The 18106-nt window shown below is 67.3% G+C and carries 22 protein-coding genes; 5 read left to right on the forward strand and 17 right to left on the reverse strand.

Features of this window, described 5'->3' with window-relative positions:
• Positions 1–72 precede the first annotated feature (72 nt).
• Genes corA through AB0280_RS19185 form a run of 4 tightly spaced genes read right to left on the reverse strand, consistent with a single transcriptional unit; the run spans position 73 to position 4202 of the window.
• Entirely contained in the window at positions 73–1089 is a 1017-nt protein-coding gene (corA, locus tag AB0280_RS19170; protein WP_159636203.1) for a magnesium/cobalt transporter CorA, read from the reverse strand.
• Positions 1086–1592 (reverse strand): GbsR/MarR family transcriptional regulator, encoded by a 507-nt coding sequence (locus tag AB0280_RS19175; protein ID WP_224026770.1) that lies wholly within the window; start codon positions 1590–1592, stop codon positions 1086–1088. Before AB0280_RS19175 ends, corA begins: the two co-directional genes overlap by 4 nt.
• Positions 1589–3211 (reverse strand): ABC transporter permease, encoded by a 1623-nt coding sequence (locus AB0280_RS19180; protein WP_366368364.1) that lies wholly within the window; start codon positions 3209–3211, stop codon positions 1589–1591. Before AB0280_RS19180 ends, AB0280_RS19175 begins: the two co-directional genes overlap by 4 nt.
• A 1-nt stretch (position 3212) precedes the next feature.
• Positions 3213–4202, reverse strand: a complete 990-nt coding sequence (locus AB0280_RS19185; RefSeq protein WP_275179725.1) for an ABC transporter ATP-binding protein — start codon at positions 4200–4202, stop codon at positions 3213–3215.
• Positions 4203–4255: 53 nt separating this feature from the next.
• Here AB0280_RS19185 and AB0280_RS19190 point away from each other — a divergent pair, with 53 nt between their 5' ends.
• Both AB0280_RS19190 and AB0280_RS19195 read left to right on the forward strand, forming a co-directional pair.
• Complete coding sequence (locus AB0280_RS19190; protein WP_366368365.1) at positions 4256–5440, forward strand: MFS transporter; 1185 nt, start codon at positions 4256–4258, stop codon at positions 5438–5440.
• Between the two features lie 36 nt (positions 5441–5476).
• On the forward strand, positions 5477–6382 hold the full coding sequence (locus AB0280_RS19195; protein ID WP_366368367.1) for a phosphatase PAP2 family protein: 906 nt from the start codon (positions 5477–5479) through the stop codon (positions 6380–6382).
• Between the two features lie 40 nt (positions 6383–6422).
• On the opposite strand, the gene AB0280_RS19200 is transcribed toward AB0280_RS19195, so the two are convergent.
• The 7 genes from AB0280_RS19200 to AB0280_RS19230 form a co-directional block, all read right to left on the reverse strand.
• A complete protein-coding gene (locus tag AB0280_RS19200) occupies positions 6423–6749 on the reverse strand; it encodes a hypothetical protein (RefSeq protein WP_307492461.1) in 327 nt (108 codons plus the stop codon).
• 381 nt (positions 6750–7130) lie between these two features.
• Entirely contained in the window at positions 7131–7508 is a 378-nt protein-coding gene (locus tag AB0280_RS19205) for a VOC family protein (protein ID WP_307492459.1), read from the reverse strand.
• A gap of 249 nt (positions 7509–7757) precedes the next feature.
• Entirely contained in the window at positions 7758–8246 is a 489-nt protein-coding gene (locus tag AB0280_RS19210) for a hypothetical protein (RefSeq protein WP_307492457.1), read from the reverse strand.
• Positions 8247–8891: a signal peptidase I gene (locus tag AB0280_RS19215; protein ID WP_366368368.1), complete on the reverse strand. Its 645-nt coding sequence runs from the start codon at positions 8889–8891 to the stop codon at positions 8247–8249.
• A complete protein-coding gene (locus tag AB0280_RS19220; RefSeq protein ID WP_366368370.1) occupies positions 8848–9504 on the reverse strand; it encodes a hypothetical protein in 657 nt (218 codons plus the stop codon). The genes AB0280_RS19215 and AB0280_RS19220 overlap by 44 nt, the downstream gene beginning before the upstream one ends.
• A 79-nt stretch (positions 9505–9583) precedes the next feature.
• Complete coding sequence (locus AB0280_RS19225) at positions 9584–10150, reverse strand: alternate-type signal peptide domain-containing protein (RefSeq protein WP_366368372.1); 567 nt, start codon at positions 10148–10150, stop codon at positions 9584–9586.
• A 191-nt stretch (positions 10151–10341) separates the two neighbouring features.
• Positions 10342–10947, reverse strand: coding sequence for a TetR/AcrR family transcriptional regulator (locus AB0280_RS19230; protein ID WP_366368374.1), 606 nt, complete (start codon positions 10945–10947; stop codon positions 10342–10344).
• A gap of 68 nt (positions 10948–11015) precedes the next feature.
• Here AB0280_RS19230 and AB0280_RS19235 point away from each other — a divergent pair, with 68 nt between their 5' ends.
• Positions 11016–11378, forward strand: coding sequence for a cytoplasmic protein (locus AB0280_RS19235; protein WP_366368375.1), 363 nt, complete (start codon positions 11016–11018; stop codon positions 11376–11378).
• Between the two features lie 15 nt (positions 11379–11393).
• On the opposite strand, the gene AB0280_RS19240 is transcribed toward AB0280_RS19235, so the two are convergent.
• Positions 11394–12053, reverse strand: coding sequence for a TetR/AcrR family transcriptional regulator (locus tag AB0280_RS19240; RefSeq protein ID WP_366368377.1), 660 nt, complete (start codon positions 12051–12053; stop codon positions 11394–11396).
• Positions 12054–12091: 38 nt separating this feature from the next.
• Between AB0280_RS19240 and AB0280_RS19245 the strand changes: the two genes are divergently transcribed.
• Positions 12092–13300: a flavin-containing monooxygenase gene (locus AB0280_RS19245; protein WP_366368378.1), complete on the forward strand. Its 1209-nt coding sequence runs from the start codon at positions 12092–12094 to the stop codon at positions 13298–13300.
• Here AB0280_RS19245 and AB0280_RS19250 read toward each other — a convergent pair.
• From AB0280_RS19250 to AB0280_RS19265, 4 genes are all read right to left on the reverse strand, one after another.
• Positions 13269–13970 (reverse strand): esterase/lipase family protein, encoded by a 702-nt coding sequence (locus AB0280_RS19250; protein ID WP_224026787.1) that lies wholly within the window; start codon positions 13968–13970, stop codon positions 13269–13271. The genes AB0280_RS19245 and AB0280_RS19250 overlap by 32 nt on opposite strands.
• A gap of 57 nt (positions 13971–14027) precedes the next feature.
• Entirely contained in the window at positions 14028–15245 is a 1218-nt protein-coding gene (locus tag AB0280_RS19255) for an MFS transporter (protein WP_366368379.1), read from the reverse strand.
• 68 nt (positions 15246–15313) lie between these two features.
• On the reverse strand, positions 15314–15742 hold the full coding sequence (locus tag AB0280_RS19260; RefSeq protein WP_366368381.1) for a hypothetical protein: 429 nt from the start codon (positions 15740–15742) through the stop codon (positions 15314–15316).
• 62 nt (positions 15743–15804) lie between these two features.
• The gene (locus AB0280_RS19265) at positions 15805–16326 is read right to left on the reverse strand and encodes a PAS and ANTAR domain-containing protein (protein ID WP_275179739.1); all 522 of its coding nucleotides are present in this window, start codon (positions 16324–16326) and stop codon (positions 15805–15807) included.
• 280 nt (positions 16327–16606) lie between these two features.
• Between AB0280_RS19265 and AB0280_RS19270 the strand changes: the two genes are divergently transcribed.
• Positions 16607–16948, forward strand: coding sequence for a hypothetical protein (locus tag AB0280_RS19270; protein WP_159631106.1), 342 nt, complete (start codon positions 16607–16609; stop codon positions 16946–16948).
• A gap of 28 nt (positions 16949–16976) precedes the next feature.
• On the opposite strand, the gene trxB is transcribed toward AB0280_RS19270, so the two are convergent.
• Positions 16977–17954, reverse strand: a complete 978-nt coding sequence (gene trxB, locus AB0280_RS19275; RefSeq protein ID WP_366368382.1) for a thioredoxin-disulfide reductase — start codon at positions 17952–17954, stop codon at positions 16977–16979.
• Positions 17955–18106 lie beyond the last annotated feature (152 nt).

The raw sequence follows: 18106 nt of genomic DNA on the forward strand, positions 1-18106 counted from the left end.
TACTAAGCAAGCTTAGGATTCGTAGCCCATGGTAGGGCATGAATCTGGGAAGTCCGTTTCAGGAAAGGCGGCTCAGATCCACTTGTTGTGCTTGAACGCCAGGTAGAGGACCAGGCCCATGGCCACCATCAGGCCCAGCGCATACGGGTAGCCGTAGGTCCAGGCCAGCTCGGGCATGTTGGCAAAATTCATGCCGTAGATGGATGCCACCAGGGTGGGGGCGAACAGGATGGCGGCCCAGGAGGAGATGCGCTTGACCTGCTCGTTCTGTTCAAAGCTGGACTCGGTCATGCGCTGCATCTCGTCATTTTGCCGCTGCGCCACCAGGGCGGCGTTGACGGCGAGCGCGTTCTGGAGCAAGGCGCGGAACGAAGCCACCCGTTCGTTGAGCCGGATGACGTGGTCCAGGACGTCCCGGTAATGGTCCCTGAGTTCGGTGGCCTGATCGCGGTCCGGGGTTCCGGCCATGAGGGCCTGCAGGATTCCCGCGAGGGGACTCGTGGCCCGCTGGAAGGTGATGACCTGGCGGGACAACTCGTAGATCCTGCGGGACACATCGGGGTCTGCGCCGAAGAGGTCGTCCTCGATTTCGTCAATGTCGTTTTCCAGGCCGGCCACTACGGGCTCGTATTCGTCCACCACCTGGTCCAGGATGCCGTACAGCACGGCATCGGGTCCCAGAGCCAGGAACTCCGGCATGGCCTCCATGCGCCGGCGGACCTTGGCCAGGTCCGGCGACTCGGCATGCCGGACGGTGACCACGTACTCATCGCCGACAAAGACGTGGATCTCGCCGAAGTCCACCTTCTCGACGTCATCCCGGTACCGGGCCGGCCGGAGGACCAGGAACAGGCACTCCCCGTAATGCTCCAGCTTGGCCCGCTGGTGGCCGGCGAGCGCGTCCTCGATGGCCAGGGCGTTGAGGTCGAATTCCTCGCCCACGGACTGCAGTTCTTCCGCGTCCGGCCGGTAGAGGCCGATCCACGCCATCCCCTCGCGCTGGCGGAGCAGGAAGTACGTCTCGTCAAGGTCTTCCGGGTCCTCGGTGCGCAGCCCGTTCACGTAGACGGCGTTGTCGATGATGGTCACCGCTCCCCCTCCCGCTCGCGCTCCCATTCGTCCAAAAGTGCCGGCATCCGCGCTTTCAGGAAGCGGTAGAACCTGGCCATCTCGGCCACCCTGGCGCGTGCCGGGGAGCCCTCCGGGAGTGTTTCCGCTGTCGCATCGGTCAGTGCCGCGAGCTTCTCGTAGACGGGACTGTTGCGCATGGACACCACGTACCACTCGTCCTCGTGCAGGGCATAGAGGTCGCGGCGGCTGCCGGGCTGCGAGATCCGGTGCACAAAGCCCACGGTCTGCAGGTACCGGACGGCGCCGGATACCGCGGCGGCGCTGGCGCCCAGCCGGTCCGCGAGTTCGGCGGCCGTGAGGCTCCCCTGTTCGGAGGACACCAGCGCCAGCAGCGTCCTGGCGGGCATCTTGGGGAACCCTGCTGCGGCGAACGCGGCCGCAGTCCGTTCGGCCGCGGCGGCGGTGGACGCCGCGGTGGCCAGCGTGTCCCTGGCAGCTGCCACCTCAGGGCCGGCGCTCATGCCGAACCCACCTCCCGCCGCCGCATCACCGCAACGGCCAGCGCGGCGGCAATGGCGGAAATCAACAGCATCCACCATGCTCCGCTCCAGTCCGTCGCGTCGCCGCGGGGCACTGGTGTGTGGGCGAACGGCGAGAGGTCGCGCAGGCTTTGGTCAATGCCCAGCATGGCCCCGAAGATTCCCAGCATCACCCCAAGGGCCAGCAAGGCCCAGCTGGCGGCGATGGTGGCGGCGGGCCACAGGACAAACACCAGTGCCGGAACCGACAGGTAGATCAGTGCCGCCGGCAGCTGGGCGGCGGCGGTCTGCCAGAGGGCGTCGGCAGGCATGGATTCATCGCCGGTGCCGGTGAGAGTGGCCCACGCGCCCACTCCGGCCAGGCCCACCACCAGCACCACGGCGGCCCCGCCGAGCAGCAGGTAGCCGGCCAGCCACCGGACCCGTCCCACCGGGGCGGACAGCAGGAGTTCAGCGGTCCCTGCCGCTTCCTCCTGCCGCAGCCTGATCACCGCCTGCAGGGCGCACGCGGCAGCCAGGACCCCGGCCATGGAGAACAGCACCGACACCATGAGCTGGGTGAGTGAGGTTCCCTGCGACTGGAGCATCGCGCGCAGCATCGCCGTGATGTTGGTGTCCGGGGTGTCGACGGCGGCAATCGCCTTTCCGAGCGACCCCGCCAGCAGGCCCAGGGCCAGGCCGCTGAAGCCCCAACCGATGATGGATCCCGCCTGCAGCCGCAGGGCAAGGGCCACCGGACTGCTCAGGCCCCGCCGGGCGGCTGCCCGTCCCGGCAGCGCTTCCCAGACGCTGGCCCCGCTGTCGCGCGTGCCCAAGAGGAGCCACGCCCCCGCGAGGCAGCCTGCGCCCAGCCCCACCGGCAGCAGCAACGGCCAGCCACGGTTGCCCGAGTACGCAAAGGTCTGCTGGCCCCAGCCGATGGGTGAGAACCAGCTGGCCGCCCCTTCGGTCATCGTGGTCCCGCTGGCGCCGGGCGTCCCCGTGGCGTCCCCGATCCCGCGCAGGACGTAGGCCAGGACCACCAGCGCGGCGGAGACGCCGTTCGCTCCGCCGGAAGTCCCCATGAACTGGGCCACCAGCAGCCCCACGCCCAGGAAAGCGAAGCCGACGGCGCCCGTCGCGGCGCCGGCGAGCAGGGAACCCTGGGGCTCCAGGCCCTGCGACATGAACCCGGCAAAGACTGCGAGCGCCACCAGGATGTTGGCCGTGATGCCGTGCAGCAGGGTGGCGGTGTTGGGCAGCAGCCGTCCGGCAGGTGTGGCGGCCACCATTTCCGCGCCGCCGCTTTCCTCGTCGGCCCGGGAGTGGCGTACCGCCAGGAAGGTGCTCATCAGGCCTGCCAGCAGGGCGATGAACGCGTAGATCAGGAAGAACGTGAAGGCGCCCTGGTCTGCGCCCCGGGGCAGGCCGCGCAGCATCAGGATGGCGGGCGTGGCAATGGCCACCTGCAGGATCTCGGTCCGGCTCGCCACGTTGCCGTAGGTCTGGGTGACGGCGGCGGCCGCGAACATGGCAAACGCACCGATAGCCACCACCCAGCTCAGCAGCTGCCAGCGGTCCCGGCGGATCCGCTGGCCCCAGAGGACCAGGAGGACGCCCATGTCAGCTCCGCCCCCTCGCGCCCAGCAGGTGCCGCCGGGAGCCGTGGGTGGATTCGGAAGGCGTTTCGGCCCCGGTTTCAGCGCCCAGCGAAGTATCCCCGTAGTGCCGCAGGAAGAGCTCTTCCAGGGACGGCGGGACGATCGTCAAACCTTGCACGCCCAGGGCGCCCAGGGCGGGAAGGACCTCTGCGATCCGGTCCGAGTCCGCGCTGAACCGGACCCGTCCGGCGTCGAGCGCCAGGTCATGCACCGCACCCAGCCGGGCCAGGGCCTCCGGGTCCAGCCCGTCCGCGGCGAAGGAAACTTCCGACCTGGTGAGGTGCCGCAGCGAGTCCAGCGTGCCGCCGTCGACAATCCTGCCTGCCCGGATGATGCTCACGCGCTGGCACAGCACCTCCACCTCGGAGAGGATGTGGCTGGACAGCAGCACGGTGGCCCCGCGGTCGACGGCGGCGAGCAGCTCCCGGCGGAACACTTCCTCCATGAGCGGGTCAAGGCCGCTGGTGGGCTCGTCCAGCAGGTAGAGCTCGGCTTCGGTGGCGAGGGCGGCGATCAGCGCAACCTTCTGCCGGTTGCCCTTGGAGTAGGCGCGGCCCTTCTTCGCCGGATCAAAGTCGAACACCTGGCACAGGTGGTCCTTCCGCCGGCGGTACGCGGCACCGTCCGCCGCGCCGCCGCGCAGCCGCGAGAGCAGGTCGATGGTTTCACCGCCGGAGAGGTTGGGCCAGAGCCGGACGTCGCCGGGCACGTAGGCCAGGCGGCGGTGCAGTTCCACGGCCTGGGTCCAGGGCTCGTATCCCAGGACGGTGGCAGAGCCGGAGGTTGCCCGCGCCAGGCCCAGGAGGACGCGCAGGGTGGTGGACTTTCCCGCGCCGTTCGGGCCAAGGAATCCGTGGATCTCCCCGCGCTGGACTTCCAGGTCCAACCCGTCGAGGGCCCTGACGTGGCCGAAGTGTTTGTGCAACCCCACTGTTTGGACAACGGTATTCATGGTCCAAGTCTTAGAAGTTTTCACAACTTTGTGAAGGTACTAAAGTCCCAGCTATGACCCCCGACAGATCCGTGCCAGGCGCGCAGGCCACCCGCTCGTCGACGGCACCGCTGTATGCGGCGGGCTTCGTCACGGCTTTCGGCGCCCACAGCATCGCGGCGGCGCTGGGCGCGCAGAGCGAAAACATCGGCCTGACCCTGCTGAACCTCGGTATCCTGCTGGCCCTCTACGACGTGGCGGAGGTGTTCCTCAAGCCGGTCTTCGGCGCCCTCAGCGACCGCATCGGCGCCAAACCTGTCATCGTCGGCGGCCTGTTCGCCTTCGCGGCACTGTCGCTGATTGGCCTCGGCGCCGCCGATCCGTTCATCCTGGCCCTGGCCCGGCTGGGACAGGGGGCCGCAGCGTCGGCCTTCTCGCCGTCGTCGTCCGCCATGGTGGCAAGGATGGCCCGCGGCGGAAAGGCCGGGACCTACTTTGGCCGGTACGGGTCCTGGAAGAGCCTTGGCTACATCATTGGGCCGCCGCTGGGCGCCGGCCTGATCCTGGCCGGCGGGTTCTCCCTGCTGTTCGGCACGCTGTCAGCGCTGGCGGCGGCCACGGCCGTCTGGGTGCTGGTGTCGGTGCCGCACCTGGCGCCGCTGCCGCGCAAGCGGTATACCGTGATGGACCTGGCCCGGCAGGTGGGCGAGCGCCGTTTCCTGGTCCCCACGCTGGTGCTTGCCGCCTCGACGGGTGCCCTGGGTGCCGCCGTCGGCTTCCTCCCCGCGCTGGCCACCCGCCACGGCCTGGACGCCTTCGCCGGCACGGCGGCAGTGAGCGTGGTGGCACTGGGCTCGGTGCTCACCCAGCCGTGGATCGGCCGTCTGCGGGACCGGCACGCCGTCACCGACAACAAGGGCACGACGACGGGCCTGCTGCTGATTGCCGCGGGCATCGCTTTGGTGGCGGCCGCCCCGGGAGTGGTCACCATCTTCCTTGCGGCTGCACTGGTTGGCTCGGGCATCGGCGTTGCCACCCCGCTGGGGTTCGCGCACCTGGCGGACACCACGCCGCCGGAGCGGATGGGCCGGACCATGGGCTCGGCCGAGCTGGGGCGCGAACTGGGCGACGCCGGCGGACCACTGCTGGTGGGCGCCATTGCCACAGCCACCGCCCTGCCGTTCGGGCTGGGCGCGCTGGCACTGCTGGTGGCCGCCGCCGCCGTCCCGCGGCTGGACCCTGTCAAGCCCACCGCCTGAGCGGCCTTCCAGCTTTTTGTGTCACCCTTAATCGCGATGACTTCCTCACGGCAACTCTCCATCAGGACTCCGGCACGGCCTGCCCCGGGCTCGGCGTTCCTGTTTGTGCTGTCCACGGTGGCGTGCATTGCCGGGCTGGTTGCCACCTATTACTTCTTCGTCCAGACCACCACGGGCCAGTTCATCGATGAGTCCGCGCTGGTGGAAGCGGTGGAGATCCACGGGCCCGCGGGCAAGGCCGCCACCCAGTTCCTTGACTGGCTGCCCACCATCTCCCTGGTGATGGCCGCCGTCGTGGTCCTGTTTGTCACCGTGATCCGGCGGCACTGGGCGGAGGCCGGGATTGCCGTGGCCGCGTGCATTGGCGCGAACGTGGCGACCCAGGTGCTCAAGGACCTGCTGCCGCCGCGCCCGGACAAAGGCGTGCTGACCCTGGAACTGAACTCGTTGCCTTCCGGCCACACCACGCTGGCGGCGTCCGCTGCCGCCGCGGTGTTCCTCATGGCGTCGCCGCGCTGGCGACCCATGGCCGGCTTCGTTGGCGGCTCCTTTGCCATAGCGTCCGGGGTGTCCACCCTGATCAACCAGTGGCACCGGCCCGCGGACGTGGTAGCGGCGTTCCTGCTGGTGGGGGCCTTCATGATTCCGGCGGGCTGGCTGATCCTCCGGCGCGGGTCCTGGAACGAGTGGGACGGGTTCGGCGACCACCTCGGCTCGGCCCGGATCTGGCTCACGCTGCCGGTGCTGATCGGGCTGGGTTCGGCCGGGGTTGCGGTGTATTCACTCATCCGGATTGCGCCCAGCCCGTGGCAGGAAACCAGCACCACCAACTACTTCTGGGCCGGCATCTCGCTGATCGTGATCGCGGGATACCTGGCCACGGTGGCCACCACGTCCCTGTTCGCGTACGCCGCACGGCGGCAGGGGGCGCCCAGGGGGTAAACGCCCACCCGGGCGCCTCCTCCCCCACCGGGCACACGTGTCAGTTGCCCTCCCCGGGATCGGTGGTGTCCAGCTGGGCACTGTCACGGCCGATGCTTTCCTGCATGGCCGCGGCGAGTTCCAGTTCGTCCAGGTACCGTGCAGCGGGTTTGCCGGTGGCCTGGGCCAGGCGGTCCAGCGTGGCCAGGTGCTGGCGTGCCAGCTCAATGGCCAGCTGCTCAACGATGCTGGGTCCGTTACGCACCACGAGGTCACTGAGGTAGGCCTGGAGGCGGCCCGCGGGGCTGCCCTGGCTCCGGGCATCCGCGGCGACGAGCCGGGTGAGGGCGGCCGCGGCCAGCGCGGGTTTGTCGCTGAAGAGTTCCACGTCGATCCCCCTTGTAGCAGACAGGCTCGGATGGTAAGCGCCCGCAAGCGTAGCTACAATGTAGCGGTTCCGCGCCCGGCCCGTAAGGGTGATGGGCCCTAAGTTATTGGTGGGCCCCGGACTCCTGTGGGCGGGCACGCCCGGCCCGTGTCCCGCAGTCAGGCACATTGCGCTCTACGGAGGAACGCCTTTGAGATGGCGCCCCCGCGTTGGCACGATCAGGCGTCCTGCCGGGAAGTCTTGCGGCAACCTTGATGCATTGGCGTCCCGCAGCTTGATCGGCGCGGTGAATAGTTGCAGGTGCCAGGGCGGCGTTTTGAAGTGGGCGCCGCCCGGCACTCCCCTCCCGCCCTTTCCGTTTCAGCGCGGGCCCGTCCTGCCTCAGGGATCGAGGCGCTTGCGCAGGAGGCAGAATTCGTTTCCTTCGGGGTCCTGCAGGACGTGCCACTGTTCGTCCCCGGTCTGCCCCACGTCGGCCGGCCGGGCACCAAGGGCCAGCAGCCGTTCCAGTTCGGCGTCCTGGTCCCGGTCCACCGGGTTGACGTCGATGTGCAGGGGAAGCCGCCCCACCCGCGGGTTGCTGCTGGCACTCAGGATCATCGTGGGCTGAAGACCTCCGAACCCGGCGTCGGCCGGACCGATCTCAATCATCCCGTCCTCCCTGTCCAGCTCGACATAACCAAGGACGTCACTCCAGAACCGCGCAAGCAGTTCCGGGTCGTCGCAGTTCAGGACCAGTTCACTGATTCGGCATGACATGGTGCCAGTGTACGGATCGCCCCACTCCACCGGCGTACGGACACGAGGGAAGGCACGACGGCGGCACACACCTTCCGCTGGCCCCCGGCCCGATATCCGTCCCCGGCGCGCCCGGTCCCCTCGACGCGGAGATGCATCCGCGACCCGCATCCTCCCCAAACACCCAAATTGCCAGCTCGGCAGGAGACGGTGCCACTGCATGGGGGGATGCAGCGGCACCTTCTTCCGCCAAGCTGGCGGGTGGAAAGCTCAGGCACAGTAGATCTTCTTGTTTGCCGTGCCGATCTCCAGGCTCACCTTCACGTATGCGGTGGCCTGGGCACCGCCTGCGAACGTGGCCACGATCCTGACCGTCGCCGGGGTGGTGGTGACCTGGGTGAAGATCGCGGAGTCTCCAAAGAGCGATACGCTCCCGGAAGTACCGAAGGGGCCAGCCAGGTCCGAACTTGCCCCGTAGACCCCGTCGGTTCCGGCTGCCGAGAAGGTGAGTTTCGTTGGAGCCTCGGAGAATCCCGAGTAGGCCAGGGATACGTACTTGTTCGCGTTGTCTACGTTGCTGCAGACGGGGGTGTTGAACACGGGTGGCGGCCAGGTTCCGGAGGCAGTAACCGTCATCGTTGCCGTCGCGCCCTGTTGCCAGAGTGCCGACGCCGAGGCGCCGCCAACACCCAGCAGCACCGTGAGCACGAAGGCCCCGACGGCGAGCGCCGCACCTGGGAGGTCCCGGAACCGTGCCATTTACCCAGCCTCGGCAGCCGGGATATCGCGCTTGCGGGTCTTGCGAACGGACTTGTACACCGTGATGGCCCCGTAGCCGATCAAGGCGACGGCTGCGATGACGGTCCACGTCCCCCGGTCGGAGTTCCCCAGGAAGTTTGCCACGAAACCCACATACGGGACGGCGTAGAACAGCATGCCCTTGACCTGGATGGCGCGGACGGGGTTGGCATCGATGGCACCGTTGTTATCGCCCTTGGTGATCAGCGTCTTTTCGCCCTGCTGGGTGGAACCGAAGCCCACAATCCGGTGTGTTTCCACCTCCGGCCGGCCGGAGTACAGCTGGAACGTGATGACGTCGCCGTACTTGAGCTCTTCAAACGGCACCGGCTTCATCACCATGAAGGTGCCGGGCGGATACTTCTGCGCCATGGACTTGGTCAGGATCGTGTAGGTGTGCGAACCCGTCGCCACCGGCACCACAATCAGCACCACGGCGGCGAACAGTGCCACCAGCATGGCGGCCATGCTCAGGAAGCGTCCGACGGCGGCCCAGGCGGCTTTGCGTTTGCTTCCTCTTGCTGAGGTGGTTACCGCAGTCCCGGTCCACTGCTTTGAGGGTTCAGCTGCGCCGCCGAGCAGGCGTTCGGTCAGGGCAGCAGACATTGGGTACCCCGCAGAGCTGACGCGCGCTGAGCGTGGTTTGGATAGTCACTGCTTGTCCTTTCAGTGGTTGTCCGTTCACTGTTGATGGGGTGCCGGACACGAGGCTGACCTGGAAACAGAAGACGGTTGACCCTGCCTTGGCGACTGTGGGCGAGACGAGGCCGGCCGCACCAATCGCCGTGTAGCCGGTGGCGGAGCTGCATTCGGTGGGTGACGCTGCCACCTTTGCGTTGACGATGATGTAGGTGGCAAGGGCTCCCCCGTTGAGGTTCGCCACGCTCGGTTGGCTTGCGGTGATGGCGGTGTTGAATTGGCCGCCGGCATTGGTGTTGTTGGTGACCACCAAGCCCCCGTAAACCGATGTGCCCGGCCCGAGGACCCCCGCCGGCGACAGGGTCAAAGTTGCCGGTTTCCCGTCCGAGAGGGTCATGTTGGTCGTCGCACCTGTGTTGACCGCCTGGAGGGCCATATCGAACGATGCGGACGTGATGGTCCCCGGGGAGGCCGACGCCGCCGCACTCCACAGTGCATAGGTTCCCTGCACTGTGAACAGGCCCAGGACCACTGCCAGGGCGGTCAGTGCCGCCGCCTGCAGCCTGCGCTTGGTGCGCATGGTCCCTCCTGGTTATGGTCCTGTCGCCTAATTATTCAGGCGGGTGGTGGCTTTTCACCTGCCACCCGCCTGCATGGGACTACGGCTGGGGGGTGGGGTCAGCCAGTCCAGGGGCCGACACGACCTGGGTCAGCGTGTAGCTAACATCTCCCAGGTTGTAGCTGGTGTTGACATCGTTTCGATCCGAGGTGGTCGCCTTGAATTCAAAGGTCGTAGTAGCCGTGACAGTCCTGGTTGAGGTTCCGCTGGTGGCTGTAAGGGGATTTGCGACAACCGCGCCACCGACTTTGAGGGCAGGACCGGTAATTGTCACATTGGCCGGGGTGAAGTTGTTAGCGGCATTAGCACCGCTGACTACAATGTTTGCGGCCATCTTGTCGCCAATGAGCGTAACCGTCAGGTCCTGCGTGTAAGTCAACTTATCGCCCGGAACCACACGGTAGGCACCGATGTTGTTGATAACGTTGCCCGCACGGTCAATCCATTTTCCAGTGCTTGCTTTGACGTTCAAATCACCGGAGCTGATCGTACCGGGAGCCGCGGCGTCGGCCGCGTTCCAAGCGGCCAGGGTTCCGCCGCCGCCCAGCAGCAGTGCTGCGCCCACGGCGATGGCAGCGGTGCCCTTGATCAGAGTGCTGTTCTTCATGATGTGTCCCCTCAGACTTGGTTGGTGTGCGGTGATCTAACTGAGGACCACTTTGCCGGGCCAACCTCAGGAAGCGGGGAGGAAAAACATCAACAAAAGATCAAGTTATTTGAAAGTTCAACACCTGGCTGACCTGCGCTTATATCCCAAATGGCCATCTTGGCGCCTCGCCTGCCGGGGCACCGCGGCAGCTACTGTTGCCGGCCCATCTCGGCGTCAAGAATGTCCAGGGCGTTGGCACGCATGGCACTGAACGCCTGGTCCGGCCGGAGACCCGCCACATCCCGCAGCCAGACGTAGGGTTCAATCCCGGCAACCGCACGGAGCCGCACGGCAAGGGCGGCGATGTCGATCCCGGATCCGGCGGCTTCCAGCGGAGACAGGGCGTCGCGGTACCAGCCCACAGCCCGGCCCCCGCGAAGAGTGGGGCGGGCGGTCCCCGGGGTAAGGGACAGCCGCAGCGATGCCCGCAACTGCGGTTCCCAGGCCCGGATGAACTCGAAGTGCGCGTCCAGGGTGCGCACCAGGCGGGCACGGACGTCCGACGGCGGCTCCTCACCAAGCAGCGACGTCAACCCGGTCTCTGGGAGGGCCGCGTGCAGGAGGGCTTCCTTGTCCGGGAAGTACCGGTAGGCAGTCGTCCGCGAAATCCCGGCAATGGCGGCGACTTCGGCAACCGACGGATCCTGCCCGTCCTTCAAGAGGTCCCGGAGCGAGGAGACCAGTTCATCCCGGGTGCGCGACTTCTGCCGGGTCCTGCCGGTCTCCAGATATTTTTCATTGTGGCGTACGGACACAGGACTTATGATACAGACGTACCGTTATGGTACGGATGACCCATAAAAGACTCACATAGGGGTTCCCCGTGGCCGATCCCATTGCAGTGAATCCGCAGCACTACCGGCTCGTCTTCGAAAACGACCGGGTCCGCGTCCTCGAGTACAGCGACGGTCCTGGAGACACCACCGGCACCCATTCCCACCCTGACAGCGTGATGGTCACACTCAGTTCCTTCGCCCGCCGCCTCCGGTCAGGGGACCGGGAAGCGGACGTAGAACTGCAGGCGGGACAGGCACGCTGGCTCGACGCGCAGGAACATTCCGGCACGAACACCGGCTCTTCCCCGACCCACTGCCTCTTCATCGAGCTGAAGGAACCCCGCCGGGAGAACCCCGGCGTGGATGAGCAGGCCGCCCACACAGGCCGCCTTGGGCCTGCTGATTCCTAGCCGTCGGGCAGCCCCCTAGGACCGGTCCCCTGCCAGGAGCAGCCTGCACCAGGCATCGGCCAGCCACTCAGCGAACTGCAGGGGACCCCACCCCCGCTGGTCCACCAGGAGCACCCAGTACTCGGGCCCATTCATGCTCCAGACCGCATCGGCAAGTTCGGCCGCGGGGCGGTCCGTTCGCAACTCCCCGGTGGCGGCGAGGTCCCTAACAAACAGCAGCATGTTTGCGGCCCGGCGGTCGGAAATCTCGGTCCACAGCGCAGCGCAGTCGGGATCAGTGCCGGCGGCGTCGCGCAGCGCCAAATAGACCGGCGCCAGGCGGGGCTGGATGCCGGCCAGCGCGTGGGCGTAGATCGAGATTTTCTCGGACGCTGCCTTCGCCTCCCGCAGGCGGACCACGTAGTCCCGTTGTTCAGCGGGCACGGCCTGGCCGGTGCCCGAGATGGCCGTTTCCACCACCTCCCGCAGCAGGTCCGGCTTCCGACCGATGGTCGCATAGATGGTGTCGACGGCGACTCCGGCCCTACGCGCAATGCCCGCCACGGTAGTGGCCCGGTACCCCTCCCCCACAAAGAGCTCGCGGGCCGCGGCCAGCACGGCGTCGCGGGTGGCGGCCGCCTGCTCCTTCCGCCGGGGCGAGTGGTAGCGGCGTGCGGGGGCATTGACTTCACTCATCGCCGGGCCTAGCCTTAATTCATCCGAACACTATTCGGATGAATTGTAGCAGGAAGCCCCGGACAGCAACGCACGGCGTCAACGCAGCGGAACTGGGGACGGAAGGGCAGGGCATCATGTCAGAGCACTTCGACACCGTGGTGATCGGCGGCGGCCAGGCAGGCCTGGCCATGGGCCACCACTTGTCCCGCGCCAAGCGTTCGTTCGTCATCCTCGATGAGAACCCACGGACCGGAGACAGTTGGCGCACCCGCTGGGATTCCCTCAGGCTCTTCACCCCTGCCCGGTACGATGCCCTTCCCGGAAGCCGCTACCCTGCCCCGCCCTGGTCATACCCGTCGCGTGAAGAGTTTGCCGAGTATCTCAGCAGCTACGCGGAGAAGTTTGAGCTGCCGGTCCGGAACAACGTTCGGGTCAACCGCCTCAGCCACAATGGAAACAGCTTCGCCATCGAAGCCGGCGGCCTATACCTGGAAGCCGACAACGTGGTGGTGGCACCCGGCTGGGACAGAACACCCAAGGTGCCGGCCTTCGCACGGCAGCTCACCCCGGACATCAAGCAACTCACGGCGGGAAGCTACAAGAACCCGAAGGACCTCGCGCCGGGCCCCGTCCTGGTGGTTGGGGCCGGCAACTCCGGCGCGGACATCGCCCTGGAGCTTGCCCGCAGCCGCACAACCTACCTCTCCGGCCGGCACCCCGGCGAGATCCCCTGGCCCATCGACGCCGTGGCGGCCCGACCCCTCACCCTCGTTGTCTTCTTCGCGTTCTCCCACGTCCTCAACCTCAACACTCCCGCCGGCCGGAAGGCCCGCCCGCAGATCCTTGCCCACAGCGGGCCACTGGTCAGGGTGAAGAACCGGGACCTGGTGCGTGCCGGCGTCGAACGCGTCCCCAGGACGGAAGGCGTCCGGGACGGCCGGCCACTGCTGGCGGACGGACGGACACCGGACATCGCCAACGTCATCTGGTGCACCGGCTTCCGGCCGGACCTGGCGTGGATTGACCTGCCCGTGTTCGGCCCGGAAGGCGAGCCGGACGACGCCCGCGGGGTGGCCAAAGCCCAGGCGGGACTGTACTTCCTGGGAGCCACGTTCCAGCAGTCGCTGGCATCCTCCATGGTGCACGGCGTGGGCAGGGACGCAGCCTTCATAGCCCGGTGCATCGCCGCCAAAGCGCCACGCGGATCAGGGACAACGCAACTGCCCGGGGACGTCAGGCCGGAAGGTTCAGCTGCTCCACAATGATGCGGGCGGTCGCGGGGTCGCCGAGGATGCGGAAATGCCCGGCCACCGGCAGCTCGATGTTGGTGGCCCCGGGCAGGACGCTCCCCTCCGGAATGTGCGGATCGAACGGTCCGTAGAGCGACGTGATGCGGCTGTTGATGGCCAGCTCGCGGGACATCTGGAGGGTCAGGGCGTTCCGCGGCGAGAAGATCCGGAGGCTGGGCAGCAGCATGTACCGGGCGTAACGCGAGCCGGAAAAGGGCGAGCACACAGCGATCATCCGGTCGATCCGGTGCTCGGGATCCAGGGACAGCATGGTGTACTTGCCGATCAGGCCGCCCTTGCTGTGCGCCACCAGGATGGCATCGCGCAGCCCCGCCTCCTCCAGGTGCTGTGCCACCAGTTTGGCGGCGTCCGGCACCTTCAGTTTGTTGCGCTGGAGCACCGTGACCACATGCACCGGATGCCCGGCGTCGTGGATGGCCTGGATGAGCGGCATCATGAACTGCCAGTTTTCGTACACGCCGGGGATGATCACCACAGGCGGGCGGGTGCCGTTGCGGAAGGACGCCGGCTGCACGCGCGAGAGGAACCCGCGGACCTGCCAGCCCGCGGCGTACACATAGTCCTGCGCCCACCACACAGCCTTCTGCAGCGGACTGATGCGGGCAGCGGCGCCGGGATCACTCATGAGTCGAGAATAACCTCGGCGGGGCGCCTACCCACCAACCGGGCCCGCAAACACGCCTCAGTAGTTGCGGCGGTGCTTCAGGCGGGGAATCACGACGGCGAACACGGCCGCCGCGGCGAAGCCCAGGACGCCCGTGGCGGCGATCCCAGGACCCAGGGAGGCGAGGGCCGTCACCCCGGAGAGGAGCACCGGTCCCCCGGTGGAGCCTGCGTCCGCCATGAATCGCCAGAGGCCCAGGAACTGTCCCCGGCCGCGGTCCGGTGAGAAGTCGGCGCCCAGGGTCATCACCAGCCCGGAACTGATGCCATTGCCAAACCCGATCAGCAGCGCAGCCAGCAGCAGCCCCACAAAGGAGCCGGTCAGCGGAATGAGGAGCAGCGCTGTCCCCATGAGCAGCGTGGATGGAACCGCCACCCACTGCCGGCCCTTGCGGTCCATGAGTTTTCCCGCCGGGTAGAACACCAGCATGTCGATGGCGCCGGACAGCCCGTAGATCAGGGACGCTGAGGTGGCATCCATGCCCAGGTGGTCGGACCAGAGCGGGATCACCACCTGCCGGGAGGACCGCAAGGCGCTGAGCAGCAGGATGCCCATCCCCAGCGAAAGGAACACGCCGGCATGGGACACCGCGACGCTGCGGAGCGTGGGCTGGGGGCCTGCGTCCGCACCCAGGCGGACCTCCGGCGTCGTAAGGTCCGGGATGGTCAGGGACAGCAGCGCGGCGGCCGCCATGGCCACCACCCCCACCCAGTAGGCGCCGGCGATGCCGAAGAACTGCATCACCGCTGCCCCCGCAAAGGGGCCAATGAACACACCGATCCGGTTCACGCCGCCCAGCGTGGACAGCGCGCGGGCGCGGAATGCCACCGGCACGGCCTCGGTGAGGTACTTTTGCCGCGCCAGGCCAAAGACCGCGCCGGACATCCCGACGACGGTCATCGCCACGGCGAGGAGCCATAGTCCGTTCGGGGCGAGGGAGGAAGTGGCGGCGGTGGCCAGGGCCAGGCCGGCGGCGACGGCGGCGCCCACGATGGACCAGCGTTCGCCGAAGCGCAGGGTCACCAGGGAGGCGGGCAGGTTGAAGAACCAGGACCCCAGCCCGATCAGGGTGACGATCAGGGCTGCCACCGCCACCGAGGCGCCCAGGTCGCGGGCAGACAGTGCCACCACCGGGAGGATGGCGCCCTGCCCGATTCCGAAAAGCAGTGTGGGGCCGAAGGCGGCCACCGCAATGCTGCGCAGGTTGAAGGGCTCGGGGTCATCCGGGGAAGTCATCAGATTTATCCTATGACCGCCCGATCCGCACCCCCGCATGGCCGGCTGTCCGCGGCGCCTCCGGTGTCTTAGCGGGCCCGCGACTCGAGCCCGGCAAGGGCACGGAACAGGTTGACCAGCTCAACAATGGCGCCGATGACCGAGCCCACGATCCCAAGAACCAGGAGCACCCTTACCACAACGGGCCAGCCGGACCAGCTGGTGCCGAAGTCGAACGGGAATACCTCCCAGAGACGCATCATGGCGGCCACGCCGACGCCCATGACCACCAGGTTTCCCAGTGCCAGCAGTGCCCTGGCACGAATCACCGCGCAGACCAGGTTCACGATGATGCCCGCGATCAAGGAGGCATTGATGAGGTCCAGGGCGCGGGGCATGTCCGCCGTCAGGAACGGCAGCACCCGCCACCCGGGCCAGACGTTGATCCCGTACAGCAGCAGGGCGTTGACTATGGCAGAGCCAATGCTGCCGCTGCGGCTGATGGTCCTGTCCGCCATGCCCACCAGCGTGGCCCGGAGGGTAGCCTGCCCGGAAGTGCCGAAGGTCCCCAGAGCCGGGCTCAGTAACCGGCCAGTAGTTCGGCGGCCTTGCCGTCCGCGGCCGCGTTGACCAGTTCCTCTGCGACGATATGCAGCTTGGTGTTGGCGTGCTGGCTTCTCGTGGCCAGGACCTGGAAGGCCGCCTGGCCGTCCACACCCCGCAGAGCCATGACGATGCCTTTGGCCTGCTCAATGAGGGCCTTGTGCCCGTACGCACCTTCGATCGCTTCCTCCGCCGCGTGCTGGGATTCGATGCGCAGGCTCTGGGTCACGTCCACCATGAGTCCGCGGACATACTCCACCTGCCCCGACGGCTCTGCAACGGCCTGGACCGCGGAGAAGACACGCCGTTCCCTGCCCCGGGCGTCTATGACCCGGTGGAGCAGGGCCCCTTGGCCTCCGCCGTCCAGGAGGTTCGTCCAGAGGGCACGGACCGGCTCCCGGTCCAGCGGGTGCTTGTGGGCCATGAACAGTTCCCAGGTAGGCACCACATCGCCCTTCTTGAGCCCGTGGATGCCGTACATGCCTTCGGACCACTCCATCTTTCCGGAGGGGACGTGCAATTTAAAGGTCCCCGAAGGACATTGGGCAGAGGGCTGGAGCGGAAAGAGATACGTATCCAGTTTTGACCACATATTGTCCTTCTCAAGTCAGCCGAACCCAGCCGAAAGCAAGGCACCCACCATAACTTTACTTGCCGGCCATATGTCACATTCCATGGCAGGCTCCCCAAAATTGTGGGGGTCACAAAGGGCCCGGCGAGGAGTAGCGTTCGCCTTATGGGGTGCTGAAGCGCGTCCCAATCCAAGGGGAGGTCAGTTCATGGGTGAAGTATGGATCCGCACGCTGGGCAACGGGCTGGTCCGGTCAGACCGAGTCACCGAGATTTCATCCACCCGGGGGTCCCTGCACGAGGACCGCGGGTATTCACTGAAGGTCATCGTGGACGGCAAGGGCCACGTACTGATTGACGACGGCGGGCTGCAGGGTTCGCTGCCCGAGCGGTTGGAATATGCCAGGCACATGGAGGACGCCCTGCTGCTGGCCATCGACGAGGCGCGCGAAAGCGACGCGTCCATGGTGATCTCGTACGAGCCGGAACGCGAGCGCTGGTCATCGGCCCCCGTTTCCGTATTAACGGGAAGGCTCCCCGAAGTCGTCTGACCTGGGGAGCGTTCCCGCTGCACACTGTTCAGCTGTGGGTCGGCTCCTCCACCAGCGCCGTGGCGATGCTTGCGGCATCCTCAAGCGCGGCCAGGAAGCGTTCGGCGTCCAGGGCAGCGGCGCAGCCGGTGCCGGCGGCGGTGATGGCCTGCCGGTAGCGGTGGTCCACGGCATCGCCGCAGGCGAAGACGCCGGGCCGGTTGGTGCACGTGGTGGGCGCGTCCACCTTGATGTAGCCTTCGTCGTCCAGGTCCACTTGGCCTGCCACGAGTTCCGTGCGCGGCAGGTGGCCGATGGCCACGAAGATGCCGGTGGCGTCCTGGTGCCGGGTCTCACCGGTGCGGGTGTCCGTCAGGGTGACGCCGCTGACTTTGCCGTCGCCGTGAATGGCGGTGACGGCGGAGTTCCAGGCGAAGCGGATCTTGGGGTTGTCCTTGGCGCGCTGCGCCATGATGCGGGAGGCGCGCAGTTCGCCCTTGCGGACGACGACGGTGACGGACTTTCCGAAGCGGGTCAGGAAGGTTGCCTCCTCCATGGCGGAGTCGCCGCCGCCCACCACAATGATGTCCTGCTCGCGGAAGAAGAATCCGTCGCAGGTGGCGCACCAGGAGACGCCGTGCCCGCTGAACTTCTTCTCCTCCGGCAGGCCGAGTTCCTTGTAGGCGGAGCCGGTGGCCAGGATGACGGCCTGGGCCTCGTAGGTCTCCCCGCCGCCGGTGACCACGCGCTTGACGGGACCTTTCAGGTCGACGGACGTGGCGTCGTCGTACTCAATGCGCGCGCCGAACTTTTCCGCCTGCTGCTGCAGCCCATCCATCAGTTCGGGGCCCTGGACGCCGGCCGGGAAACCCGGGAAGTTTTCCACCTCGGTGGTGTTCATCAGCGCGCCGCCGGCGGTGACGGAACCGGCCAGGACCAGGGGGTTCAGTCCGGCACGGGCGGCGTAGATGGCGGCGGTGTAGCCGGAGGGGCCGGAGCCGATGATGATCAGCTGTTCTTTGCTCATTGCGTGTCCTTCGGTGGCGGTACTGCGGTGCGTCCGCGGGCTGCGCGGGCAGGAGTGGTGTGGTCAGTAGTTTCTGTGCGTGCCCTGATCACCCCGTCCGATTGTTTCATTGCTTGGCGGGCCACGGCCAAGCAGCGGTCCGGGCTGCCAAC

Origin of the sequence: Pseudarthrobacter sp. 902506025 (genome assembly GCF_040702325.1) — a bacterium.
Classification (GTDB): Bacteria; Actinomycetota; Actinomycetes; order Actinomycetales; family Micrococcaceae; genus Arthrobacter.